This is a genomic window from Pseudomonas sp. TUM22785 (assembly GCF_028198105.1).
Taxonomy (GTDB): domain Bacteria; phylum Pseudomonadota; class Gammaproteobacteria; order Pseudomonadales; family Pseudomonadaceae; genus Metapseudomonas; species Metapseudomonas solani.
Genome location: NZ_CP116239.1, coordinates 6,984,898 through 7,009,314, shown reverse-complemented (window position 1 = coordinate 7,009,314; position 24,417 = coordinate 6,984,898). Strand labels below are relative to the sequence as shown.

23 protein-coding genes and 2 pseudogenes are annotated in these 24,417 nt (G+C 63.3%); 21 read left to right on the top strand and 4 right to left on the bottom strand.

The genetic code is table 11. The annotated features are described in order from the left end of the window. Positions 1–7: 7 nt before the first annotated feature. The 14 genes from PI990_RS31385 to glmS all read left to right on the top strand — a co-directional run bounded on the left by PI990_RS31385 (position 8) and on the right by glmS (position 13,183). Positions 8–796: a ParA family protein gene (locus PI990_RS31385; protein WP_021217143.1), complete on the top strand. Its 789-nt coding sequence runs from the start codon at positions 8–10 to the stop codon at positions 794–796. Between the two features lie 9 nt (positions 797–805). Continuing rightward, positions 806–1,678 (top strand): ParB/RepB/Spo0J family partition protein, encoded by an 873-nt coding sequence (locus PI990_RS31380; protein WP_021217144.1) that lies wholly within the window; start codon positions 806–808, stop codon positions 1,676–1,678. Between the two features lie 147 nt (positions 1,679–1,825). After that, positions 1,826–2,233 (top strand): F0F1 ATP synthase subunit I, encoded by a 408-nt coding sequence (locus PI990_RS31375; RefSeq protein ID WP_043241800.1) that lies wholly within the window; start codon positions 1,826–1,828, stop codon positions 2,231–2,233. A 16-nt stretch (positions 2,234–2,249) separates the two neighbouring features. Continuing rightward, entirely contained in the window at positions 2,250–3,119 is an 870-nt protein-coding gene (gene atpB / locus PI990_RS31370) for a F0F1 ATP synthase subunit A (protein WP_021217146.1), read from the top strand. A 190-nt stretch (positions 3,120–3,309) separates the two neighbouring features. Continuing rightward, the gene (atpE, locus tag PI990_RS31365; RefSeq protein ID WP_003457994.1) at positions 3,310–3,567 is read left to right on the top strand and encodes a F0F1 ATP synthase subunit C; all 258 of its coding nucleotides are present in this window, start codon (positions 3,310–3,312) and stop codon (positions 3,565–3,567) included. A gap of 48 nt (positions 3,568–3,615) precedes the next feature. Next, complete coding sequence (locus tag PI990_RS31360; protein WP_021217147.1) at positions 3,616–4,086, top strand: F0F1 ATP synthase subunit B; 471 nt, start codon at positions 3,616–3,618, stop codon at positions 4,084–4,086. A gap of 12 nt (positions 4,087–4,098) precedes the next feature. Next, on the top strand, positions 4,099–4,635 hold the full coding sequence (locus tag PI990_RS31355) for a F0F1 ATP synthase subunit delta (RefSeq protein WP_021217148.1): 537 nt from the start codon (positions 4,099–4,101) through the stop codon (positions 4,633–4,635). A gap of 21 nt (positions 4,636–4,656) precedes the next feature. After that, positions 4,657–6,201 (top strand): F0F1 ATP synthase subunit alpha, encoded by a 1,545-nt coding sequence (gene atpA, locus PI990_RS31350; protein ID WP_021217149.1) that lies wholly within the window; start codon positions 4,657–4,659, stop codon positions 6,199–6,201. 50 nt (positions 6,202–6,251) lie between these two features. Further along, positions 6,252–7,112, top strand: coding sequence for a F0F1 ATP synthase subunit gamma (gene atpG, locus PI990_RS31345; RefSeq protein WP_021217150.1), 861 nt, complete (start codon positions 6,252–6,254; stop codon positions 7,110–7,112). A 30-nt stretch (positions 7,113–7,142) separates the two neighbouring features. Further along, complete coding sequence (atpD, locus tag PI990_RS31340) at positions 7,143–8,519, top strand: F0F1 ATP synthase subunit beta (protein WP_021217151.1); 1,377 nt, start codon at positions 7,143–7,145, stop codon at positions 8,517–8,519. Between the two features lie 43 nt (positions 8,520–8,562). Then, the gene (locus PI990_RS31335) at positions 8,563–8,988 is read left to right on the top strand and encodes a F0F1 ATP synthase subunit epsilon (RefSeq protein ID WP_021217152.1); all 426 of its coding nucleotides are present in this window, start codon (positions 8,563–8,565) and stop codon (positions 8,986–8,988) included. Positions 8,989–9,087: 99 nt separating this feature from the next. Beyond that, entirely contained in the window at positions 9,088–10,452 is a 1,365-nt protein-coding gene (glmU, locus tag PI990_RS31330; protein WP_271659489.1) for a bifunctional UDP-N-acetylglucosamine diphosphorylase/glucosamine-1-phosphate N-acetyltransferase GlmU, read from the top strand. Between the two features lie 116 nt (positions 10,453–10,568). Further along, positions 10,569–11,339, top strand: coding sequence for a DeoR/GlpR family DNA-binding transcription regulator (locus PI990_RS31325; RefSeq protein ID WP_271659488.1), 771 nt, complete (start codon positions 10,569–10,571; stop codon positions 11,337–11,339). An 11-nt stretch (positions 11,340–11,350) separates the two neighbouring features. Next, positions 11,351–13,183, top strand: coding sequence for a glutamine--fructose-6-phosphate transaminase (isomerizing) (gene glmS / locus PI990_RS31320; protein WP_271659487.1), 1,833 nt, complete (start codon positions 11,351–11,353; stop codon positions 13,181–13,183). Positions 13,184–13,398: 215 nt separating this feature from the next. Here glmS and PI990_RS31315 read toward each other — a convergent pair whose 3' ends face one another. After that, positions 13,399–14,349 (bottom strand): WxcM-like domain-containing protein, encoded by a 951-nt coding sequence (locus PI990_RS31315; RefSeq protein ID WP_271659486.1) that lies wholly within the window; start codon positions 14,347–14,349, stop codon positions 13,399–13,401. Between the two features lie 594 nt (positions 14,350–14,943). On the opposite strand from PI990_RS31315, the pseudogene PI990_RS31310 reads away from it, so the two are divergent. Further along, positions 14,944–15,864, top strand: a pseudogene (locus PI990_RS31310) (LysR family transcriptional regulator). 3 nt (positions 15,865–15,867) lie between these two features. On the opposite strand, the gene PI990_RS31305 reads toward PI990_RS31310, so the two are convergent. Next, positions 15,868–16,395, bottom strand: a complete 528-nt coding sequence (locus PI990_RS31305) for a hypothetical protein (protein WP_271659485.1) — start codon at positions 16,393–16,395, stop codon at positions 15,868–15,870. Between the two features lie 131 nt (positions 16,396–16,526). Here PI990_RS31305 and PI990_RS31300 point away from each other — a divergent pair, with 131 nt between their 5' ends. The 3 genes and pseudogenes from PI990_RS31300 to PI990_RS31290 all read left to right on the top strand — a co-directional run bounded on the left by PI990_RS31300 (position 16,527) and on the right by PI990_RS31290 (position 20,579). Continuing rightward, positions 16,527–17,816 (top strand): MFS transporter, encoded by a 1,290-nt coding sequence (locus tag PI990_RS31300; protein WP_271659484.1) that lies wholly within the window; start codon positions 16,527–16,529, stop codon positions 17,814–17,816. Positions 17,817–17,832: 16 nt separating this feature from the next. Continuing rightward, entirely contained in the window at positions 17,833–19,302 is a 1,470-nt protein-coding gene (locus tag PI990_RS31295; protein ID WP_271659483.1) for a CapA family protein, read from the top strand. 177 nt (positions 19,303–19,479) lie between these two features. Further along, a pseudogene (locus tag PI990_RS31290) lies at positions 19,480–20,579 on the top strand (M14 family metallopeptidase). Here PI990_RS31290 and folE2 read toward each other — a convergent pair. Beyond that, the gene (folE2, locus tag PI990_RS31285; protein ID WP_271659482.1) at positions 20,576–21,478 is read right to left on the bottom strand and encodes a GTP cyclohydrolase FolE2; all 903 of its coding nucleotides are present in this window, start codon (positions 21,476–21,478) and stop codon (positions 20,576–20,578) included. The pseudogene PI990_RS31290 and the gene folE2 overlap by 4 nt on opposite strands. Positions 21,479–21,547: 69 nt before the next feature. On the opposite strand from folE2, the gene dksA reads away from it, so the two are divergent. Genes dksA through PI990_RS31270 form a run of 3 tightly spaced genes read left to right on the top strand, consistent with a single transcriptional unit; the run spans position 21,548 to position 23,867 of the window. After that, entirely contained in the window at positions 21,548–21,967 is a 420-nt protein-coding gene (dksA, locus tag PI990_RS31280; RefSeq protein WP_271659481.1) for an RNA polymerase-binding protein DksA, read from the top strand. A gap of 50 nt (positions 21,968–22,017) precedes the next feature. After that, positions 22,018–23,223, top strand: coding sequence for a zinc metallochaperone GTPase ZigA (zigA, locus tag PI990_RS31275; RefSeq protein WP_271659480.1), 1,206 nt, complete (start codon positions 22,018–22,020; stop codon positions 23,221–23,223). Next, positions 23,223–23,867 carry a DUF1826 domain-containing protein gene (locus PI990_RS31270; RefSeq protein WP_271659479.1) on the top strand — a complete coding sequence of 215 codons (645 nt, stop codon included), beginning with the start codon at positions 23,223–23,225 and terminating at the stop codon, positions 23,865–23,867. The genes zigA and PI990_RS31270 overlap by 1 nt, the downstream gene beginning before the upstream one ends. A gap of 98 nt (positions 23,868–23,965) precedes the next feature. Here the strand turns inward: PI990_RS31270 and PI990_RS31265 are convergent, their stop codons facing one another. After that, positions 23,966–24,352, bottom strand: coding sequence for an NADH:ubiquinone oxidoreductase (locus PI990_RS31265; protein ID WP_271659478.1), 387 nt, complete (start codon positions 24,350–24,352; stop codon positions 23,966–23,968). Positions 24,353–24,417 lie beyond the last annotated feature (65 nt).

The following is a 24,417-nucleotide window of genomic DNA, read 5'->3' as shown; positions in this document are numbered from 1 at the left end:
GGCAGCCATGGCTAAGGTATTCGCGATCGCCAACCAGAAAGGTGGAGTGGGCAAGACCACCACCTGCATCAACCTGGCGGCATCGCTGGTTGCGACCAAGCGCCGCGTGCTGCTGATCGACCTCGATCCCCAGGGCAACGCCACCATGGGCAGCGGCATCGACAAGCACGCCCTGGAAAACTCCATCTACGACGTACTGATCGGCGAATGCGACCTGGCCGAGGCCATGCAATTCTCCGAGCACGGCGGCTACCAGCTGCTGCCGGCCAACCGCGACCTCACCGCCGCGGAAGTCGCCCTGCTGGAAATGAAGATGAAGGAAAGCCGCCTGCGCTATGCGCTGGCGCCGATCCGCGAGAACTACGACTACATCCTCATCGACTGCCCGCCGTCGCTGAACATGCTGACCATCAACGCCCTGGTCGCCGCCGATGGCGTGATCATCCCCATGCAGTGCGAGTACTACGCGCTGGAGGGGCTGTCGGACCTGGTCAACAGCATCCAGCGCATTGGCCAGCTGCTCAATCCGAGCCTGAAGATCGAAGGCCTGCTGCGCACCATGTACGACCCGCGCATCAGCCTCACCAACGACGTCACCGCGCAGCTCAAGGAGCATTTCGGCGACAAGCTCTACGACGCCGTCATCCCGCGTAACGTCCGTCTCGCCGAGGCCCCCAGCTTCGGCATGCCGGCACTGGTCTACGACAAGCAATCCCGTGGCGCCCTCGCCTACCTGGCGCTGGCTGGCGAGCTGGTTCGCCGCCAGCGTGCGAACGCCAAAACCGCTACTGCATAAGGAAACCGCATGGCAGCGAAGAAAAGAGGTCTGGGCCGTGGCCTGGACGCCCTGCTGGGCGGAAACACCGCGACCGTACTGCAGGAGGAGGCCGCCAAGGCCGACACCCGCGAGCTGCAGAACCTGCCCCTAGAACTGATCCAGCGTGGCAAATACCAACCCCGCCGTGACATGGACCCGACCGCCCTCGAAGAGCTGGCGCAGTCGATCCGTGCCCAGGGCGTCATGCAACCCATCGTGGTACGCCCCATCGACGGTGGCCGCTTCGAGATCATCGCCGGTGAACGTCGCTGGCGTGCCAGCCACCAGGCCGGCCTGGATCGGATCCCCGCCCTGGTGCGCGAAGTGCCCGACGAAGCTGCCATCGCCATGGCGCTGATCGAGAACATCCAGCGCGAAGACCTCAATCCCATCGAGGAAGCCGTCGCCCTGCAGCGCTTGCAGCAGGAGTTCCAGCTGACCCAGCAGCAGGTCGCCGAGGCCGTTGGTAAATCGCGGGTGACCATCACCAACCTGCTGCGCCTGATCGCCCTCCCCGAGGAGATCAAGACCCTGCTTTCCCACGGGGATCTGGAGATGGGCCATGCCCGTGCCCTGCTCGGTCTGCCGGCCGAACAGCAGGTGGAAGGGGCGCGACATGTTGTCGCACGAGGCCTGACCGTGCGCCAAACCGAGGCACTGGTGCGGCAATGGCTGAGCGGCAAGGACAAAGCTGTCGAACCGGTCAAGGCCGATCCGGACATCAGTCGCCTCGAACAGCGCCTCGCTGAGCGGCTGGGCGCTCCGGTGCAGATAAAACACGGCCAGAAAGGCAAAGGTCAGCTGGTCATCCGCTACAACTCCCTCGACGAGTTGCAAGGCGTTCTGGCCCACATTCGCTGAAACATTTGACCATGTAGCGCGCGGTCGGAATTCACTACCCGGCAGTTGAATAGGGGGTATTCCACCCCTATACTCTGCGCGCAATTTTGTCGGCACAAACTATGCCAAGTTATTGATTCGAGGCGCCGACTCAGAGGACCCGCTGCGATGGATCTACGCATGCAAAACCGCCTGCCCTTCCATCGCCTTCCGGTATTCCCGGTGCTGCTGGCCCAACTGGTCGTGTTGCTGATCGCCGCTGTCGTTCTTTGGCTATGGCGCGATGGTGTAGCTGGTTACTCTGGTTTGTGCGGCGGCCTGATCGCGTGGGTGCCGAATCTGTATTTCGCCCACAAGGCGTTCCGTTTCAGTGGAGCGCGGGCGGCTCAGGCGATAGTCCGGTCTTTTTATGCCGGCGAGATGGGCAAGATGATTCTGACGGCGGTGCTCTTCGCACTGACGTTCGCAGGCGTGAAACCCCTGGAAGCACTGGCGGTATTCGGTGTCTTCCTGCTGACCCAGGCGGTCAGCTGGTTCGCTCCCCTGTTAATGAGAACAAGATTTTCGAAACCTTAGGGCGTTTGAGGCAAACATGGCAGAGCAAACCGCTTCGGGCTATATCCAGCACCACCTGCAAAACCTGACTTTCGGTAAACTGCCGTCCGGCGAATGGGGCTTCGCCCACACCGCCGAGCAAGCCAAGGAAATGGGCTTCTGGGCTTTCCACGTGGACACCCTGGGCTGGTCCATCGCCGTAGGCCTGCTGTTCGTGATCCTGTTCCGCATGGCGGCCCGCAAAGCCACCTCCGGCATCCCCGGCGGCCTGCAGAACCTGGTCGAAGTCATGGTCGACTTCGTCGACGGCAGCGTGAAGGACACCTTCCACGGCCGTAACCCGCTGATCGCCCCCCTGGCACTGACCATCTTCGTCTGGATCTTCCTGATGAACGCCATCGACCTGGTTCCGGTCGACTGGATTCCGGTCCTGGCGGCGAAGATCACCGGTAACGAGCATCTGTTCTTCCGTGCCGTACCGACCACCGACCCGAACGCTACCCTGGGCATGGCCCTGTCGGTGTTCGCGCTGATCATCTTCTACAGCATCAAGGTCAAGGGCATCGGCGGCTTCGTCGGCGAGCTGACCCTGCACCCCTTCGGCAGCAAGAACATCTTCGTTCAGATCCTGCTGATCCCGGTGAACTTCCTGCTCGAGTTCGTGACCCTGGTGGCCAAGCCGATCTCCCTGGCCCTGCGTCTGTTCGGCAACATGTACGCCGGCGAGCTGGTGTTCATCCTGATCGCCGTGATGTTCGGCGCCGGCATGATCCTGCTCAGCGGCCTGGGTATCGCACTGCAGTGGGCGTGGGCTGTGTTCCACATCCTGATCATCACCCTGCAGGCCTTCATCTTCATGATGCTGACCATCGTCTACCTGTCGATGGCGCACGAAGACAACCATTAAGAACGCAGCTCGTCCCTGATGTCCTTCTCCCTCGGGAGAAGGCGCCCGAAGGGCGGATGAGGGATGAGGTTCGAGATGGTCCCGCGCCAACCCGCGCGGGAACGCCCGAAAGGGCAGCTGGAAAGAAGACGATTTCGTTTTACCGCTTCACTTAAACCTTAACCAACACGACATAAAGTCGGGAGGAAAAATGGAAACTGTAGTAGGTCTCACTGCGATCGCCGTAGCTCTGCTGATTGGCCTGGGTGCCCTGGGTACCGCTATCGGCTTCGGTCTGCTGGGTGGCAAGTTCCTGGAAGGCGCCGCTCGCCAGCCGGAAATGGTCCCGATGCTGCAGGTCAAAATGTTCATCGTCGCCGGCCTGCTGGACGCCGTGACCATGATCGGCGTTGGTATCGCTCTGTTCTTCACCTTCGCTAACCCGTTCATTGCTCAGGTAGCCCAATAATCCTCTTTCTAGAGGATTGGACTGACAACGAACGAGCGAGGTGTTGGCGTGAACATTAATGCAACCCTGATCGGCCAGTCCGTCGCGTTCTTCATTTTTGTACTGTTCTGCATGAAGTTCGTGTGGCCTCCGGTCATCACGGCACTGCGCGACCGTCAGAAGAAGATCGCCGACGGCCTGGACGCTGCCAACCGCGCGGCTCGTGACCTGGAGCTGGCCCACGAAAAAGTGGCCCAGCAACTGCGCGAAGCCAAGACTCAGGCAGCTGAAATCATCGAGCAAGCCAAGAAACGCGGTACCCAGATCGTCGACGAAGCTCGCGATCAGGCCCGTGTCGAAGGCGAGCGCCTCAAGGCGCAGGCTCAGGCCGAGATCGAACAGGAACTGAACAGCGTCAAAGACGCGCTGCGCGCCCAACTGGGTAGCCTGGCCGTCGGCGGTGCCGAGAAGATCCTGGGTGCCACTATCGATCAAAACGCGCACGCGGAGCTGGTTAACAAACTGGCCGCCGAAATCTAAGCGAGGGCGATCATGGCAGAACTGACCACGCTGGCCCGACCTTACGCCAAGGCTGCTTTCGAGTACGCCCAGGCCCATCAGCAGCTGGCCGCCTGGTCGGCCATGCTAGGCCTGGCCGCTGCGGTGTCCCAGGACACCACCATGCAGCAGGTGCTCAAAGCCCCGCGTCTGACGAGCGAAGAAAAAGCCAACACCTTTGTCGAGGTGGTTGGTGAGAAGTTCGATGCATCGGTAAGCAATTTCATCCACGTGCTCTCCGAGAACAGCCGCCTCGTGCTGCTGCCGGAAATCGCCGAACTGTTCGAGCTGTACAAGGCCGAGCAGGAGAAGTCGATCGACGTGGAAGTCACCAGTGCCTTTGCATTGAACACAGAACAGCAAGACAAACTCGCCAAGGTTCTCAGCGCACGGCTCAGCCGGGAAGTGCGCCTGCACGCCGCGGAGGATGCCAGCCTGATAGGCGGCGTCGTCATCCGTGCCGGCGACCTGGTTATCGATGGCTCGGTTCGCGGCAAGCTCGCGAAACTGGCCGAAGCGTTGAAATCCTGAGTTTGAAGGGGCAGCAGAGCAATGCAGCAACTCAATCCGTCCGAAATTAGTGAAATCATCAAGGGGCGCATCGAGAAACTCGACGTGTCCTCCCAAGCCCGTAACGAAGGCACCATCGTCAGCGTATCCGACGGTATCGTGCGTATTCACGGTCTGGCCGACGCGATGTACGGCGAGATGATCGAGTTCCCCGGTGGCGTCTATGGTATGGCGCTGAACCTGGAACAAGACTCCGTGGGTGCCGTGGTACTGGGTAGCTACCTGACCCTCGCCGAAGGCATGAGCGCCAAGTGCACCGGCCGCATCCTGGAAGTACCGGTTGGTCCGGAACTTCTGGGTCGCGTGGTCGATGCCCTGGGCAACCCGATCGACGGCAAAGGCCCTCTGAACAACGTCGCTACCGACGCTGTCGAGAAGGTTGCGCCGGGCGTGATCTGGCGTAAGTCGGTCGACCAGCCGGTACAGACCGGCTACAAGTCCGTCGACGCCATGATCCCGGTAGGCCGTGGCCAGCGCGAGCTGATCATCGGTGACCGTCAGATCGGCAAGACCGCCCTCGCGGTCGACGCCATCATCAACCAGAAGAACAGCGGCATCCGCTGCGTCTACGTTGCCATCGGTCAGAAGCAATCGACCATCGCCAACGTCGTGCGCAAGCTGGAAGAGAACGGCGCCCTGGCCAACACCATCGTGGTGGCTGCCTCGGCTTCCGAATCTGCTGCGCTGCAGTTCATCGCACCGTACGCCGGCTGCACCATGGGCGAGTACTTCCGCGACCGCGGCGAAGACGCGCTGATCGTTTATGACGATCTGTCCAAGCAAGCCGTTGCCTACCGCCAGATCTCCCTGCTGCTGCGCCGCCCGCCGGGCCGCGAAGCCTACCCGGGCGACGTGTTCTATCTCCACAGCCGTCTGCTGGAGCGCGCTTCCCGCGTTTCCGAAGAGTACGTCGAGAAGTTCACCAATGGCGCCGTGACTGGCAAGACCGGTTCCCTGACCGCTCTGCCGATCATCGAAACCCAGGCCGGTGACGTTTCCGCGTTCGTTCCGACCAACGTGATCTCCATCACCGACGGTCAGATCTTCCTGGAATCCGCCATGTTCAACTCGGGTATCCGTCCGGCCGTCAACGCCGGTATCTCGGTATCCCGCGTAGGTGGTGCAGCCCAGACCAAGATCGTCAAGAAGCTGTCCGGTGGCATCCGTACCGCCCTGGCCCAGTACCGTGAACTGGCGGCTTTCGCCCAGTTCGCCTCTGACCTGGACGAAGCGACCCGCAAGCAGCTGGAACACGGTCAACGCGTTACCGAGCTGATGAAGCAGAAGCAGTACGCGCCCATGTCGATCGCTGACATGTCGCTGAGCCTGTACGCGGCCGAACGTGGCTTCCTGCAGGACGTCGAAGTCGCCAAAGTCGGCGCCTTCGAGCAGGCCCTGATTGCCTACTTCAACCGGGATCACGCCGCTCTGCTGGCGAAGATCAACGAGAAGGGTGACTTCAACGACGAAATCGACGCTGGCCTCAAAGCCGGTATCGAGAAGTTCAAAGCCACCCAAACCTGGTAAGCCGCAGCGGGCGTCGCAAGACGCCCGCTTGCTAACCCGATAGGTGTCAAATGGCAGGCGCAAAAGAGATTCGCAGCAAGATTGCGAGCATCAAAAGCACGCAAAAGATCACCAGCGCCATGGAAAAGGTGGCCGTCAGCAAGATGCGCAGGGCTCAAATGCGCATGGCTGCCAGCCGTCCCTATGCGGAGCGTATCCGTCAGGTGATTGGTCATCTGGCCAACGCCAACCCGGAATACCGCCACCCGTTCATGATCGAGCGCGAAATCAAGCGCGTCGGTTATGTCGTGGTGAGCAGTGACCGTGGTCTGTGCGGTGGCTTGAACACCAACCTGTTCAAGGCCCTGGTCAAGGACATGTCGGCGAACCGCGAGAAGGGCGTGGAGATCGATCTCTGCGTGATCGGCAGCAAGGGTGCGGCATTCTTCCGCAACTTCGGCGGCAACGTCGTCGCAGCCATCAGCCAACTCGGCGAAGAGCCTTCGATCAACGACCTGATCGGCAGCGTCAAGGTGATGCTGGATGCCTACCTGGAAGGTCGTATCGACCGTCTCTCGGTAGTCTCCAACAAGTTCATCAACACCATGACCCAGAAGCCCACCGTGGAGCAGTTGGTTCCGCTGGTGGCAGATGCCGACCAGGATCTCAAGCACCACTGGGACTATCTCTACGAACCCGACGCCAAAGAGCTGCTGGACGGCCTGATGGTGCGCTACGTGGAGTCGCAGGTGTACCAGGCGGTCGTCGAGAACAACGCAGCCGAACAAGCGGCGCGGATGATCGCGATGAAGAACGCCACTGACAACGCCGGTGACCTGATCAGCGAACTTCAGCTGGTCTACAACAAGGCCCGTCAGGCTGCGATCACCCAAGAGATCTCGGAAATCGTCGGCGGCGCTGCCGCGGTTTAAGAACGGTTCAAATATTCAGAGGACCAAATGATGAGTAGCGGACGTATCGTTCAAATCATCGGCGCCGTCATCGACGTGGAATTCCCGCGTGACCAGGTGCCGAACGTCTACGAGGCGCTGAAAGTTCAAGGCGCTGAAACCACCCTCGAAGTTCAGCAGCAGCTGGGCGACGGCGTGGTACGTACCATTGCGATGGGTTCGACCGAAGGCCTGAAACGTGGCCTGGACGTCGCCAGCACTGGCAAGGCCATCTCCGTACCGGTGGGCAAAGCGACCCTCGGCCGGATCATGGACGTGCTGGGCAACCCGATCGACGAAGCCGGCCCCATTGGCGAAGAAGAGCAGTGGGAAATCCACCGCGCTGCTCCGTCCTATGCCGAGCAGGCTGGCTCCAACGAGCTGCTGGAAACCGGTATCAAGGTCATCGACCTGGTTTGCCCGTTCGCCAAGGGCGGCAAGGTCGGCCTGTTCGGTGGCGCCGGTGTCGGCAAGACCGTAAACATGATGGAACTGATCCGTAACATCGCCATCGAGCACAGCGGTTATTCCGTGTTCGCCGGTGTGGGTGAGCGTACCCGTGAGGGCAACGACTTCTACCACGAGATGAAGGACTCCAACGTTCTGGACAAAGTGGCCCTGGTATACGGCCAGATGAACGAGCCGCCGGGCAACCGTCTGCGCGTTGCACTGACCGGCCTGACCATGGCCGAGAAGTTCCGTGACGAAGGCCGTGACGTTCTGCTGTTCGTGGACAACATCTACCGCTACACCCTGGCCGGTACCGAAGTGTCCGCGCTGCTGGGTCGTATGCCGTCCGCGGTGGGTTACCAGCCGACCCTGGCTGAGGAAATGGGCGTTCTGCAAGAGCGCATCACCTCTACCAAGACCGGTTCGATCACCTCGATCCAGGCCGTATACGTTCCTGCGGACGACCTGACCGACCCGTCCCCGGCGACCACCTTCGCCCACCTGGACGCCACCGTCGTTCTGTCCCGTGACATCGCGTCCCTGGGTATCTACCCGGCCGTGGACCCGCTGGACTCCACCTCTCGCCAGCTCGACCCGCTGGTGATCGGTCAGGACCACTACGACACCGCTCGCGGCGTCCAGTACGTTCTGCAGCGTTACAAGGAACTGAAGGACATCATCGCGATCCTGGGTATGGACGAACTGTCCGAAGCGGACAAGCAGCTCGTATCCCGCGCTCGTAAGATCCAGCGCTTCCTGTCCCAGCCGTTCTTCGTGGCTGAAGTATTCACCGGTTCGCCCGGCAAGTACGTCTCCCTGAAGGACACCATCGCTGGCTTCAAAGGCATCCTCAACGGCGACTACGATCACCTGCCCGAGCAGGCGTTCTACATGGTCGGCGGCATCGAAGAAGCCATCGAGAAAGCGAAGAAACTGTAACCCCCTGGGCGCCCGGCGACGGGCGCTTACGTGAGGCAAGCGTATGGCTATTACTGTCCATTGCGATATCGTCAGCGCCGAAGCGGAGATCTTCTCCGGTCTGGTGGAGATGGTGATTGCGCACGGCAACCTCGGCGATCTGGGTATCGCGCCGGGTCACGCCCCGCTGATCACCGACCTCAAGCCGGGCCCGATCCGCTTGGTGAAGCAGGGTGGCGAGGAGGAGGTGTACTACATCTCCGGTGGTTTCCTCGAGGTGCAGCCGAACATGGTGAAGGTCCTGGCCGACACCGTTCTGCGTGCCGGCGACCTGGACGAAGCTGCTGCTCAGGAGTCCCTGCGGGCTGCTGAAAAGGCTCTGAACGAGAAGGGCGCGGAGTTCGATTACTCCTCCGCCGCTGCTCGCCTGGCCGAGGCTGCTGCCCAGCTGCGCACCGTCCAGCAGATCCGCAAGAAGTTCGGCGGCTAACCCCGCGCTCTTCATCGCAAGCGAGTAAAAGGGTAGCCTTGGCTACCCTTTTTCTTTTCCGGCAGTGCCGGTTATCCACAGGCTCGGAAGCTCCCCTCCATGTCACTCGATATCGTCATCCTCGCCGCTGGCCAGGGCACCCGCATGCGTTCGGCCCTGCCCAAGGTCCTCCACCCCATCGCTGGCAAGGCCATGCTCGGCCACGTCATCGACAGTGCGCGCAAGCTGCAGCCCCAGGGCATCCACGTGGTGATCGGCCATGGCGCCGACACGGTGAAGGAACGACTGGCAGCGGATGACCTCGGTTTCGTGATCCAGGCCGAGCAGCTGGGGACCGGCCACGCCGTCGCCCAGGCCCTGCCGCTGCTCAGCGCCGAGCGCGTGCTGATCCTCTACGGCGACGTGCCGCTGATCGAAGTGGAGACCCTGGAGCGCCTGCTGCAGAAGGTCGGCCCCGAGCAACTCGCGCTGCTCACCGTCGAGCTGGACGACCCCACCGGCTACGGCCGCATCGTGCGTGACCAGCAAGGCGTGGTGAAGGCCATCGTCGAGCACAAGGACGCCAGCCCCGAGCAGCGTCTCATCCGTGAAGGCAACACCGGCATCCTCGCCGTGCCGGGCAAGCGCCTGGCCGACTGGCTGGGCCGCCTCTCCAACAACAACGCCCAGGGCGAGTACTACCTCACCGACGTCATCGCCATGGCCGTGGCCGATGGCCTGGTGGTCGCCACCGAGCAGCCCCAGGACGCCATGGAAGTGCAGGGCGCCAACGACCGCATCCAGCTTTCCGAGCTCGAGCGCCACTACCAGAAGCGCGCCGCCCGCCGTCTCATGGCCCAGGGCGTCACCCTGCTGGACCCGGCGCGCTTCGACCTGCGCGGCGAGGCCTCCGTCGGCCGCGACGTGCTCATCGACGTCAACGTGATCCTCGAAGGTCGTGTGGTCATCGAAGACAACGTCCAGATCGGCCCCAACTGCGTGATCAAGGACAGCACCCTGCGCCGTGGCGCCATCGTCAAGGCCAACAGCCACCTGGATGGCGCCGAAGTGGGTGAGGGCGCCGATTGCGGCCCGTTCGCCCGCTTGCGTCCGGGCGCTGTACTGGGCGCCAAGGCCCATGTGGGTAACTTCGTCGAGATCAAGAACGCCGTCCTCGGCGAGGGCGCCAAGGCCGGCCACCTCAGCTACCTGGGGGATGCCGAGATCGGTGCGCGCACCAACATCGGTGCCGGCACCATCACCTGCAACTACGACGGCGCCAACAAATTCCGCACCGTCATGGGCGAAGACGTCTTCATCGGCTCCAACAGCGCCCTGGTCGCCCCGGTGACCCTGGGCGACGGCGCCACCACCGGTGCCGGCTCCACCATCACCCAGGACGTACCGGCCCACGCCCTGGCGGTCGGCCGTGCCAAGCAGCGCAACATCGAAGGCTGGAAACGCCCGGTGAAGCTGAAGCAATAAGCCTGTGGATAACTGCAAAAGGCGGCCTATGCCGCCTTTTGTCGTTTTCGGTCTTGACGCAAAAGCTTCGTTGAGTTTTGATTCGCACACTTTTTCTTTCGAATCGAAACTTAAGCATGTCGAAGCGCAATACGCCGCAACGTCGCCACGCCATCCTCGCCCTGCTGGCCGAGCAGGGCGAAGTCAGTGTCGACGCGCTCGCCAAGGGTTTCGCCACTTCGGAAGTCACCATCCGCAAGGACCTCGCCGCCCTCGAGGCCAACGGCCTGCTGCTGCGCCGCTACGGCGGCGCCGTGCCGGTGCCCCAGGAGTTCATGGTCGAGGCCAGCCAGCCGGTCTCCCGCTACAAGCAGGCCATCGCCCGGGCCGCCGCTGATCGTATCCGCGAACATGCGCGGATCATCGTCGACAGCGGCAGCACCACCGCCGCGCTGATCCCCGAGCTGGGCCACCGCCCCGGCCTGGTGGTGATGACCAACTCGCTGAACGTCGCCACCGCCCTGTGCGACCTGGAACAGGAACCCGTGCTGCTGATGACCGGCGGCACCTGGGACCCGCACTCCGAGTCTTTCCAGGGCCAGGTGGCCGAGCAGGTCCTGCGCTCCTACGACTTCGACCAGCTGTTCATCGGTGCCGACGGCATCGACCTGGCCCGTGGCACCACCACCTTCAACGAACTGCTGGGCCTGTCGCGGGTCATGGCCGAGGTCGCCCGCGAGGTGATCGTCATGGTCGAGGCCGACAAGGTCGGGCGGCGCATCCCCAACCTGGAGCTGCCCTGGAGCAGCGTCCATACCCTGATCACCGACGAGCGCCTGCCCCAGGACGCTCGCCAACAGATAGAGGCGCGGGGCATCACCCTGGTCTGCGCGCCTGTGGATAACTGAGGAGAAAACTTATGTGTGGCATCGTCGGCGCAGTGGCTGAACGGAATATCACCGCCATCCTCGTGGAAGGCCTCAAGCGTCTCGAATACCGCGGTTACGACAGCGCCGGCGTCGCCGTGCTGGACAACGAAGGCGTGCTCCAGCGCCGCCGCCGCGTCGGCAAGGTCAGCGAGCTGGAACAGGCCCTGGCCGAGCAGCCCCTGGTCGGCCGCCTCGGCATCGCCCACACCCGCTGGGCCACCCATGGCGCGCCCACCGAGCACAACGCCCACCCGCACTTCTCCGGCGACCTGGCCCTGGTGCACAACGGCATCATCGAGAACCACGAAGCGCTGCGCGCCCAGCTCAAGGGCCAGGGCTACGTGTTCACCTCCGACACCGACACCGAAGTCATCGTCCACCTGCTGCACCACACCCTGGGCGAGGCCGGCGACCTTGCCGCCGCCCTCAAGGCCGTGGTCCCGCAACTGCACGGCGCCTACGGCCTGGCGGTGATCAACCGCGCCCAGCCCGACCGCCTGCTGGCCGCCCGCAGCGGCAGCCCCCTGGTGATCGGCCTCGGCCTGGGCGAGAACTTCCTCGCCTCCGACCAACTGGCCCTGCGCCAGGTCACCGACCGCTTCATGTACCTGGAGGAGGGCGACATCGCCGAAATCCGCCGCGACAGCGTGCAGGTCTGGGACCAGCAGGGCAACGCGGTGCAACGCGAGGCCGTGCAGTACCACGAAGGCGCCGAAGCTGCCGACAAGGGCGAGTACCGCCACTTCATGCTCAAGGAAATCCACGAGCAGCCCAAGGTCGTGCAGCGCACCCTGGAAGGCCGCCTGGGCTCCGACCACGTGCTGGTCCAGGCCTTCGGCCCGCAAGCCGCCGAGCTGTTCGCCAAGGTGCGCAACGTGCAGATCGTCGCCTGTGGCACCAGCTACCACGCCGGCATGGTCGCCCGTTACTGGCTCGAAGAGCTGGCCGGCATCCCCTGCCAGGTGGAAGTGGCCAGCGAGTTCCGCTACCGCAAGGTCGTGGTGCAGCCCGACACCCTGTTCGTCACCATCTCCCAGTCCGGTGAGACCGCCGACACCCTGGCCGCCCTGCGCAACGCCCGCGCCGGTGGCTACCTGGCTAGCCTGGCCATCTGCAACGTCGGTACCAGCTCCCTTGTGCGTGAGTCCGACCTCACCTTGCTGACCCTCGCCGGCCCCGAGATCGGCGTCGCCTCCACCAAGGCCTTCACCACCCAACTGGTAGCCCTGCTGCTGCTCACCCTCAGCCTCGGCCAGGTGCGCGGCACCCTGGCCAAGGCCGAGGAAGCGCGCCTGGTCGAAGCCCTGCGCCGCCTGCCGACCCACCTGGGCGAAGCCCTGGCCATGGACAAGACCGTGGAGAAGGTCGCCGAGCTCTTCGCCGAGAAGCACCACACCCTGTTCCTCGGCCGTGGCGCCCAGTACCCGGTGGCCATGGAAGGGGCGCTCAAGCTCAAGGAGATCTCTTACATCCACGCCGAGGCCTACCCGGCCGGCGAGCTCAAGCACGGCCCCCTGGCCCTGGTGGATGCGGACATGCCGGTGGTCACCGTCGCGCCCAACAACGAGCTGGTGGAAAAGCTCAAATCCAACCTGCAGGAAGTGCGCGCCCGTGGCGGCCAACTGGTGGTCTTCGCCGACCGCGAAGCCGGCATCGACAACGGCGAGGGCACCCACGTGGTGGCCATGCCGCACATCCTCGACGCCCTGGCACCGATCCTCTACACCCTGCCGTTGCAGCTGCTGTCCTACTACGTCGCCGTGCTCAAGGGCACCGACGTCGACCAGCCGCGCAACCTGGCCAAGTCCGTCACTGTGGAATGAAAATTTAAAATTCGTTTGTTCTTTATATGGGCCAAAATTCTAACGTTTATATTATATTTTATAAGTATGGGAATGAGGATGATTGGCTCAACGCAATGGAATGCTTGGGGGCAATTTTAAAATATGGTCTGCTAAAATTACTAGCCCCCACCTACACAGAAGTCAAATCGGAGTTGCTATCCAGCTTGACTTCTACTTATATGGCTTTTATTGAGTTACTTGGGGTTTGTGATTTTTATAAAATCACTGTAATCTCTAATATAGTCGTTGGCATCATAATAATCTGACGCAAAAACAAGTAGCATAGCTTCTGGTGAATATTTATATTGGATGCCCCAAGTTTTGGGCGGTAAATACAACCCCAAGTTAGGCTTGTCTAGAGTTATCTCTTCTCGATGTGTTCCATCGTCAACGACTGCTCGAATGCTGCCTCTAACCGCAATTAAAAATTGATGGCATTCATAGTGCGCATGTTCACCTCTGGTATCTGCAGTGGGAACGTCATAGACAAGAAAGTAGCGCTTTGGAATAAATGGTATTTCGCGCTCAAACTCGCCAACTGAGAGGCTTCCTCGAAGATCAGGAATGGCCTTGAATGTGTGTAGTGTTACTCCTTTTACATTTGTTTCTACTACGTTTGGGCATGAGTTTGAGGCATTGCTTGAGTGATTTTCTGTGGTCTGAATAGAGTTTGTATAACCAATAATTTTTGCTGGGTTTCCAACCACTATTGCAAATGGCGGAACGGATCTCGTAACTACCGCACCTGCCCCAACCATTGAGCCCTCTCCTATTGTTAGGCCGGGAAGGATAGTGGCATTTGCGCCGATAGAGGCACCGGCTTTAACGGTGGTGCGAAGAAAGCTTTCTGGGTACTCTTTGCTTCTCGGGAATCGATCATTTGTAAATGTGGCGTTTGGGCCGATAAAAACATCATTGCTAATATCTATGCCGTCCCATAATTGCACGCCGCACTTGATGGTGACTCGTTCTCCAACTACTACGTCATTTTCGATAAAAACGTTATCGCATATATTGCAGTTGGAACCAATATGTGCACCAGGTAATATGTGGGCGAAAGCCCAGATTTTAGTATTCGCTCCTACTTTTTCAGTTTCACAAATCCCATTAGGGTGTACAAAAAAATTTAAATTTCCTTCTTGCATGCTAATTGCTCCATACTTATGGCTGTTATGTGGCAAGTGATGGTTTTATAAAAATATATTTTCCGTTATTTCTATTGAGTTGTAAAGTTGTGAATGCTTGATAAGAAAATTTCTATGATACAACTTGGGTTTTTGATTCTATTTGTCATTGCATGAGTTTAAGATTTTCAAGACTCATAAAATTAACTCCCACATAAGAACTATGAAGGTAGGTAATTTCCGATATTCTTATGGTGCTTTTAAGCGAGTTTGGGTCGGTTTTCTGAATAGATTAATTCGTGTGTTTTGGATTTTTACGTCAGTCGAATTGATATTTTTATTCGCGTATTTAACCATGGCCTCGGCATTATCCAGGGTTATTGTGGCTGAGCCCATGCACAAGTCGCTTGCCGCTTTTGCCGCCCCGCTAAAAATCGTCGTTGGACTAAGCGTTCGCTTAAAGATGGCATTTCCGTTGACTCTAGGCACGCGGGAGCGTCGTTCATCCCGAAGAGCGCTGTCTCCCCCGGGCGCTTGCAGTAGAGTTCGGGCTCGTGCGCAAGGCATGAGTCTTGCGTCGCAGTCCGGCCCGATGAACCCGAACAGCGGTATCCCATGAAGTTGCACCAGCTCCGCGCGCTGCTTTCCATCTACGAGAGCGGCAGCATCCAGGAGGCCTCGCGCCTGCTGCACATCTCGCAACCCGCCTTGTCCAAGAGCATCAAGGAGCTTGAGGCCGACCTCGGGGTGCAGTTGCTGGTGCGCTCCAACCGCGGCATTACCGCCACGGATTTCGGTGAGCGCCTGGTGCGTCGCGCCCGGTTGATCCTCGAAGAGGTGCGCCGCGCGCGGGAGGAGATCGACACCCTCAAGGGCGTGATGGACGGCAAGATCTCCATCGGCGTGTCGCCGGTCACCCCCGGCGCGCAGTTCATCAACAGCCTCAACCGCTACCGCAAGCGCTACCCCAAGGTGCAGGTGCAGATCCACGAGCTGCGCCCCTCCAAGCTGATGGAGGGCCTGCGTGAAGGGCTGCTGGACGTGGTGCTCACCTCGCTGCCGGCCAGCCGCAGCACCGATGGTTTCCACTGGACCGAGCTGTACGCCTAGCCCACGGTCCTGGCGGTGCGCAAGGGCCATGCGCTACGCAACGCCCGCTCCCTCGCCGAACTGCTGGACGAGGAGTGGCAGCTGCAGGATTCCCTGGAGCAGTCGCGAGTGGGCTGGATGTTCGAAACCTACGGCCTGGCACCGCCGCAGCGGATCATCGAATGCGCCTCGGTGGTGCTCTTCTCCGAGCTGGCGCTCAATACCGATGCCGTCAGCTACTGGTCGCGGCGCATCCTCGGCCACGTCATCAAGCTGGGCCAGGAGCTCGACCTGGCGGAGCAGGTGCCGCCGATGAACATCTCCCTGGTCGGCCGCGACCAGGAACTGGTCACCCGCGAGGCAAAGGCGCTGATCGACGAGCTGGTGTACGCCTACAGGAGCCCCCATGCGTCGCGGTCGAACGAAGTGAATAGCCCGGGAAAGTGATCCTCAGGCCGAGGCCAGCCGCGGCTGATGATCGAGGAAGCGCACCAGATCCTGCACGCGGTGAACCTTGCCGAACCAGGGGTTGAGTCCGGTGCCTTCAGGGAGCGGCCGCATCGCGCTGCGATGGGGCGGAGCAGGTCGAGGTAAAGGTCCTCTCCATCCACACGCAGGTCCTTTCGCAGATGATCGCCTGCTCGTATGGGCAATGCGCCGCCCCAGATAGTCGTGCAGTGCCTCGTACACGGCGCGGATGACCCAGGTGTTGACTTCTCGCCGAGGGAAGGTGCGGGCGAACTGGCAGATGGACTCCCCGCGCCGCTTCTCAGCCAGACGTTTGATATGGCGCGATCTGGTGAAGTGCTCGGCCACACCCAGGAAAGCCAATGTCACCAGGCCCATCAGCAGGATGGGTTTTAGCCAGATGGCCAGCAACATGCCGCCCGAGGCGGTATTGGCGAACAGCCGATACCGGAGGAGGACAGGGGGGCGCTCAGGTTCCGAGTCAGGCATCCGGCGAGATGGAGTGCGCATGCTGGGCACCTCATGAGGGGAGTTTTCGGGAGCATAACCAAAGCCGATACGCATGCGCAGAGGTGATTATCCGCCTGCGACGGCCTGGGGCATCCTGCGTGCCATTCCGCAGTTCGAGCAAGGGCAGCTCCATGCAAGCATCCGAAAGCGCGCGTCGTCCCCTGATGGTGGCGCTGCTGATGGCGGTGATGGTCATCAGCGTGCTGGACAAGAGCATCTTCGCCTTCGCCGGGCCGCAGATCATCGACGAGCTGAAGCTGACGCCGGAGCAGTTCGGCTTCATCGGCAGCGCCTTCTTCTTCCTCTACTCGGTATCGGGCGTGCTGGTGGGCTTCCTCGCCAACCGCCTGCCCAGCCGCTGGATACTCGGCGGCATGTCGCTGGTGTGGATGCTCGCCCAGCGGCTCACCGCGCTCAGCAGCAGCTTCTTCGCCCTGGTGGCCAGCCGCATGCTGCTCGGCGCCGGCTGCGGCCCGGGCACCGCGGTGACCCAGCACGCCTACTTCAAGTTGTATGCGCCCCGCGAACGGGTGCTGCCCTCGGCGTTGATCCAGGTGGCGATCATGCTCGGTGCCATCGCCGGCGCCCTGTCGCTGCCGCTGCTGATCCAGCACCTGGGCTGGCGCGTGGGCTATCTGATCCTCGCCGGTGCCGGCCTGGTGTGGCTGGTGCTGTGGCTCGCCTATGGTCGCGAGGGCAGCCATGACGAGGCAGGGGAGATCAGCTCCGGCGCCGTCGCGCCCTACCGTCGCCTGCTGCTCAACCGCACTTTCGTCTTCATCACCCTGGCCGGCTTCTGCAGCTACCTGCCCACCGCGCTGATCTACAGCTGGGTGCCGGTCTACCTGCAGAAGGGCCTGGGCCTCGCCCCCATGCAATCGGGCTACGTGGTGATGGTCGCCACCCTCGGCGTGATCCTCCTCAACTTGCTGGTTTCCGGGCTGTCGCAACGCGCCCTCAAGCGCGGCGCCAGCGTACGCCTGGCGATGGTCGCGCCACCGACCCTGGCCTGCCTGGTGGCAGGCGTGGCGATGGCAATCATGGGCTTCTGCGAGCAGGGCCTGGTGGGCACCCTCGGCCTCTGCTTGGTGGGCGGCATCCTGGTGAACCTGCTGCCGGCCTTCGCCAACAGCATCGTCGCCTTCATCGCCCCGGCCCGGCAGCGCGGCAGCATGCTGGCCATCCATATCGGCCTGATGACCAGCGCCGGCATGCTCGCCCCGCACCTGGTGGGCCAGGCCGTTGCCTGGCGCGGCGGCGACATCCTCCAGGGTTTCGAACTCACCGTCGGCCTGTTCGGCCTGGCCCTCATCGCCAGCGCCCTGGTCGGCCTGGCGCTGATCGACCCCGAGCGCAGCCGTCGCGCCATCGCCACCCAGTTCCAGGACCCCGTCAACGCCCTGGCCCCGTGCCAGGCCTAAGTCAGGAATACGCGTCATGCATCAACGTGTGAAAGCCCCCCAGCAGCGCCCCGAAACCCTCGAACTGCACCCCACCTGGCGTGCGGCGGACGTCGAGGACGGCTTCTGTGTGGTCGCCGTGGGCGACATCATCATCACCCACGTCATCCGCGAGAAGCTGGCGCGCAAGTCGCCGGAGCTGCTGGAAATCCTCGGCCGTGGTGACGTGGTGGTGGGCAACTACGAAGGCTCGGCCATCGACCTGGAGCGCTACGACGGCCACCCCGAGGCTGAATCCGGCTTCGCCTGGCTGATCAGCGACCCCGACGCGCCGGCCGACCTCGCCAGCCTGGGCTTCAACCTCATGGCACGGGCCAACAACCACGCGCTGGACTGGGGCGTGGCCGGCATGCGCATGACCGACCAGCTGCTGGACGACGCCGGCATCGCCCACGCCGGCACCGGTTCCAGCCTCGCCGCCGCCCGCGCCCCGGCCTTCGTCAACACCGGCAAGGCGCGCGCCTCGCTGATTTCCTACGCCACCACCTTCGAAGCCAACTCGCCGGCGGGCGACGGCCTCGGCGTGGTGCCGCCGCGACCAGGGCTCAACCCGCTGCGCACCACGCCCCATCGTCTGGTCTCGGCGGAGGACTTCGCCGTGCTCAAGCGTCTCAATGACCAGGAAGCCTTCCAGGACCACTACCTGCTCAAGGCCATGCACGGCGAGCACAGCGTGCACCTGGGCATGGCGCTGCACTACCGCGTCGACCCCAACGCCGCGCCGGGCTCGCTGCGCATCCACCACGAGTGCGACAAGCGCGACCAGGCTGAAATCCTGCGCAACCTGCGCCAGGCCAAGCAGAGCTCGGACTTCACCTTCGTCGCCCAGCACACCCACGAGCCGGACAACTTCACCACCGAAGTGCCCAGCTACCTGCCGGGCCTGGTCCGCGCCCTGGTGGACAACGGCGCCGACATGCTCTGCGGCCATGGCCCGCACCAGCTGCGCGGCATCGAACTGTACAAGGGCAAGCCGCTGCTCTACTCCCTGGGCAACTTCTGCTTCATGGACAACAGCCAGCAGGTGGTCGCCCGTGACGAGTGGGAAGAGCTGGAGTGGATGGCCGCCGAAGCCATAGTCGGGCCCAAGGGCATCACCAACCCGCGCCTGTCGACGCCTGCCGAGTTCCTCGAATGGCGCCGCGTGGTGGGCATCTTCGCCGAGCCGATCTGGTTCGAAAGCTTGGTCGCCGAATGCCGCTTCGACGCCAAGGGCTGCCTCAAGGAAATGCTGCTGCACCCCATCGAATTAGGTCACGACGGGCGTGACGCCGAGCGTGGTATCCCGCGCCTGGCCTTCGACACCGAGGAAAACGGCGGCAAGGCCAGGCGCATCCTCGAGCGCTTGCGGGACCTGTCGGCCGAGTTCGGCACCCGCATCGAGATCGAGGACGTCCGTTTCGGCGAACGCGGCAGCAGCCTGGGCCGCATCACCGTCACGGCCTGACCGGTCGCGACCGGCACCCCGGTGCGCCTGATCGGCAGCCGGGGTGCAGGGGCCATTCGCCCCGGCTTACTTCCCATTTCCAGCGGCGCGTGCCGTCGTCCCGTGCGGGCTATCCGCCTGCGCCGGGTGGCGTCCGCGCGTGTCCTGCACGACGCGCCGATATCCACAGTTGAACCCATGACGCTGACCTGCTTTTCCCAGAGCTACGCCGAAGCTCGCGAGAAATTCCTCTCCCTGTGCGCCGCACGCGGCCTGGCGCTGGAGTCCCATGTCCACCCGCTGCCCGGGCGCGACGGCGAGCAACTGGCCGTCGACGTTGCCCGGCATGCCCCGCCGATGCCGCCAACCTGCTGGTGATCAGCAGTGGCTGCCACGGCGTCGAGGGCTTCTGCGGTTCGGGCGTGCAGCTCGACCTGCTGGGCGACGACGACTGGATGGCGCGCAGCGGCGGCGCCGACATGGCGGTGCTCTACATCCACGCGATGAACCCCTATGGCTTCTCCTGGCTGCGCCGGGTGACCAAGGAGAACGTCGATCTCAACCGCAACTTCGTCGACTTCGAGCAGCCACTGCCGGACAACCCCGACTACCGCGCCGTGGTGCCGCTGTTGCTACCCGAGCGCTGCCCGCCGACGTTGCTCAGCAGCCTGGGCCTGATGGGTTACGCCCTGCGCCACGGCCGCGCCGCCTTGCAGGCGGCCATCTCCCGTGGTCAGCACGGCGACCCGCGTGGGCTGTTCTTCGCCGGTGACGCGCCGACCTGGAGCAACCGCACGCTGCGCGCGATCCTGCAGCACCACGGTCGCCAGTGCCGCCGCCTGGGCTGGATCGACCTGCACACCGGGCTCGGCCCCCGTGGCGTCGGTGAGCGCATCTACAAGGGCCTGCAGCGCGAGCAGGACATGCAGCGTTCCCGCGAGTGGTGGGGACCGGAGCTGACCAACAGCTTCGACGGCAGCTCCACCTCGGCGCACCTCAACGGCACCCTCGACATGTCGGTGATGGCAGAGTGTGCCCAGGCCGAATAGACCGGGCTGACCCTGGAATACGGCACCCTGCCGGGCTGGAGGGTGCTCAGCGCCCTGCGCGCCGAACAGTGGCTGCAGAACCACCCCGAAGCGGACGGCGCCACGGTCGCGCGCATCAAGCGGCAGATGCGCGATGCCTTCTATGTGGATGCCGATGACTGGAAGCGCCAGGTGCTGGAGCAGGGCAGGGAAGTGGCCCTGCAGACCCTCGACGGCTTGCGCGCCGCGTTTCGCCGTCTGAGCCGCTAGCGCCACGGCTGGGGCGCCCAGCGCCAGCTGGCACAGGCCACCGCATCGTGGGCGTGCAGGCTTTCCCCATGGACCACGCGCAGCCAGTGCGCCTCCACCCAGGGCATGGCCTTCAGGGCCCGGTCCAGGCGCCGGGCGGCATCCTCGCAGAACAGCAGATTGTGGCCATTGGCTATTGCGAAGGCCTGCTCGTCGGCACGTTTGACCGCCGTCTGCAGGGCGGTACCCAGGGCTGCTTCGGCGCTGTCCAGCAGCTCCACCAGGGGCAGCTCATCGCCAGTAAGACGGACACGCAGGTGCGCCTGGCTGCGCTGGCTGTGGGGCGTCGCCGGCATGCCCGCCTGGCTGCCCAGCCACTCATGCACCTCCTCGAAGGACGCCAGGCGCTTGGCGAAGTGCTGGGCGAAGGCATTCTGCGTCGCCTGGCGTGACAGTGCCGCGGAGCAGGGGCAGGTGGATGAATAGCCCACCTCTGCCTGCAGTTCCACGTGAAACCCCCATGGATCCAAGCGTACAGCGATCTCGAAAGGATAAGCCTTGTGGCCGGACAGCGCGCTTACCAGCGCCGGGCGCTCCAGCAACAGCTCGCCCCGCAGCTCCAGGGAGGCGCTGCGGGAAAGGCCTTCGTGGCTGTCCAGGCAGCGCTGTAGCAGCTGGCGCAGCGCGGGCAGGGTCGCCGGCCTGTTGCCCAGCTCCTCACCCAGCGCCAAGTACAGCCGTGACATATGGATGCCCCGCGCATTGGCATCGTCGAGGCTGACGCCTATATCCACCCGCGCCTGTACCGGTTGGCCGCAGAGGATAAGGGGCAGGGCGATATCCCCCATGCCCACCCAGTCGAGGGCGCCGTGGCAGGGGGCGTTCTGGATGGCCATGTCGGGCAGGGTCTGGATGTTCATCGTTGATCCGGGCTTGAATTCGACTGAATATGTTATGTTATAACACTTGAAAATCAAGCGAACACCATCATGCCCGATCTTCCCTTCAGCGAGCAGGAACTGCTCGACCAGCCCGCCGACCGCTACATGGACGACGCCCAGCAGACCTACTTCCGCCTGCTACTGCTGACGGAACGCGATGGCCTGCGTGCCCGCATCGACGAAGAAATCGACGAGCTGCGCGAAGCGCAACCGGCCAGCGACGACGTCGACATCGCCAGCCGCGAGGAGCAGCGCCAATGGCAGCTGCGCCGCCTGGAGCGGGAAAAGAAGCTGCTCGACAAGATCGACGGCGCCCTCGATCGCCTGGCCCGTGGCGAATACGGCTGGTGCCTGGAGACCGGCGAGCCCATCGGCCTGCGCCGCCTGCTGCTGCGCCCGACCGCCGAACTGTGCATCGAAGCCAAGGAACGCCAGGAACAACGCGAGCGCCACCGGCGCGAAGCCTGAGAACCCACAGAGCGGCCACCCGAGCCGCCCAGCCTGAACCGGAGAACCCCATGACCGCCCGACTCCCCGTCACCCTGCTTTCCGGCTTCCTCGGCGCCGGCAAGAGCACCCTGCTCAACCACGTGCTGAAGAACCGCGAAAACCTGCGCGTCGCCGTGATCGTCAACGACATGAGCGAAATCAACATCGACGGCAGCGAGGTGCAGCGCGACGTCAGCCTCAACCGCGCCGAGGAGCGCCTGGTGGAGATGAGCAACGGCTGCATCTGCTGCACCCTGCGCGAAGACCTGCTGGAAGAGGTCAGCCGCCTCGCCGGCGAAGGGCGCTTCGACTACCTGCTGATCGAATCCACCGGCATCTCCGAACCGTTGCCGGTGGCGGAGACCTTCACCTTCCGCGACGAGCAGGGCCAGAGCCTGTCCGACCTGGCGCGGCTGGACACCCTGGTCACCGTAGTCGACGGCGTGAACTTTCTGCGTGACTTCCACGAAGCGCAAAGCCTCGCCAGCCGTGGCGAAACCCTGGGTGAGCAAGACGAGCGCTCCATCACCGACCTGCTGATCGAGCAGGTGGAGTTCGCCGACGTCATCCTCATCAGCAAGATCGACCTCATCAGCCAGGCCGAGCGCGAGGAGCTGACCGCCATCCTCGCGCGCCTCAACACCCACGCCGAGATCCTGCCCATGAGCATGGGCCAGGTGCCCCTGGAGAAGATTCTCGACACCGGCCGCTTCGACTTCGATCGTGCCGCCGAAGCCCCCGGCTGGCTCAAGGAGATGCGCGGCGAGCACGTGCCGGAAACCGAGGCCTATGGCATCGCCTCCACCGCCTACCGGGCGCGTCGGCCCTTCCACCCCGAGCGCTTCCACGCATTCCTCAATCGTGAATGGAGCAACGGCCGGCTGCTGCGCTCCAAGGGCTTCTTCTGGCTGGCCAGCGCGTGGCGCGAGGCGGGCAGCTGGTCCCAGGCCGGCGGCCTGATGCGCTACGGGCATGCCGGGCGCTGGTGGCGCTTCGTGCCGCGCGAGCAGTGGCCGACGGACGAAGACGGCTTGGGCGCGGTGATGAAGCACTGGGATGCGGAGGTGGGCGATTGCCGCCAGGAGCTGGTGTTCATCGGCCAGGGCATCGACTTCGAGCGGCTGCACGCCGAGCTGGACGCCTGCCTGCTGGATGCCACCGAGATGGCCCAGGGCGTGGAGGGCTGGGCGCGCCTGCCCGACCCCTTCGGCGGCCTGGTCGGGGAGGCCGCCTGATGCAAGCCCTGGCCTTGCGCCCCCAACCTCGGGTGGCGACCAGCGACAACCTGGCAGTGTTGAGCGAAGCGCTGCGCGACGAGGTCAACCTCGCCGTGTGGGAGCGCCGCCTGCCCCTGCACATCAGCGACTACGCCCAGTGCCTGCTGGGGCTCGGGGAGCCGCTGAGCGAGTCCCTGACCCTGGAGCTGCCAGACCCTGAAGCCACCCTCGACCTGGACAGCCTGGCCCGGCGCTTCGCCGACATCGACGGACATGCCGCCTTCCTCGCCGACGTCGCCTGGCTGGTGCGCGCCTTCGCCTGCCTGCTGGATGCGCGGCGCATCGGCCTGCGCCTGCGCCGCCTGGACCGCGCCATGTGCCCGCGCTACCACGTCGACCATGTACCGCTGCGGCTGATCACCACCTATGCCGGTGTGGGCAGCCACTGGCTGCAGGAAGGGCAGATGCAACGCAGCCGCCTGGGCGACCCCGCCGCCGAGCCGAAGGCCGTGCCGGCCGGGCAGACCCTGGCGCCGGGTCATGTGGCGTTGTTCAAGGGCGAAAAGTGGCTGGGCAACGAGGGGCGAGGGGTTATCCACAGGTCACCCGACGTCATGCCGGGTGATGCGCGCCTGCTGCTGACCCTGGACTGGCTGGCCTGACGAGGCGCTCTGCAGCGCGAAAAAAAAGGGCCACCCGAAGGCGGCCCTGTATCACCGAGGCCCTACCGGCTGGGCCGGTACGGGCGAGGTACCCAAGGCTATTGCACACCAGGGCTGTTACCGGCTGATGACGACGGGCTTTCCCAGGTGCCCTTGCTCTGCCCCTCGCAGAAGGGCTTGAGGTAGCGCGCGTCGGTGGCCACGCCGTAGTAGTGGATGTCCTGGCGGTAGGCGATGTTGCTCACCTGGGCGTTGCTGCACACGCCGAAGGCGCCGCTCGGGCACTGGTCGGCGTAGCTCACCTCCACCTTCTGCCCGGGCATCTGCGGCTTGCAGAAGCCGTCGCGGAACAGCTGCGGCGGGATGCTGCGGTTCTGCTGGCAGACCTTCACATCGAGCTGGTCGCTCTGGCTGTGGACGATGCAGGCCTCGGCCAGCGCATCGGCAGACAGGACCAGCAGCAGGGGCAGTAGGCAGAGACGCATGAACGCAGGACCTCGGGAAATTAATGGGCGCGACTCTAGCACGAGGCTTTATTCCGAGCCCGTGA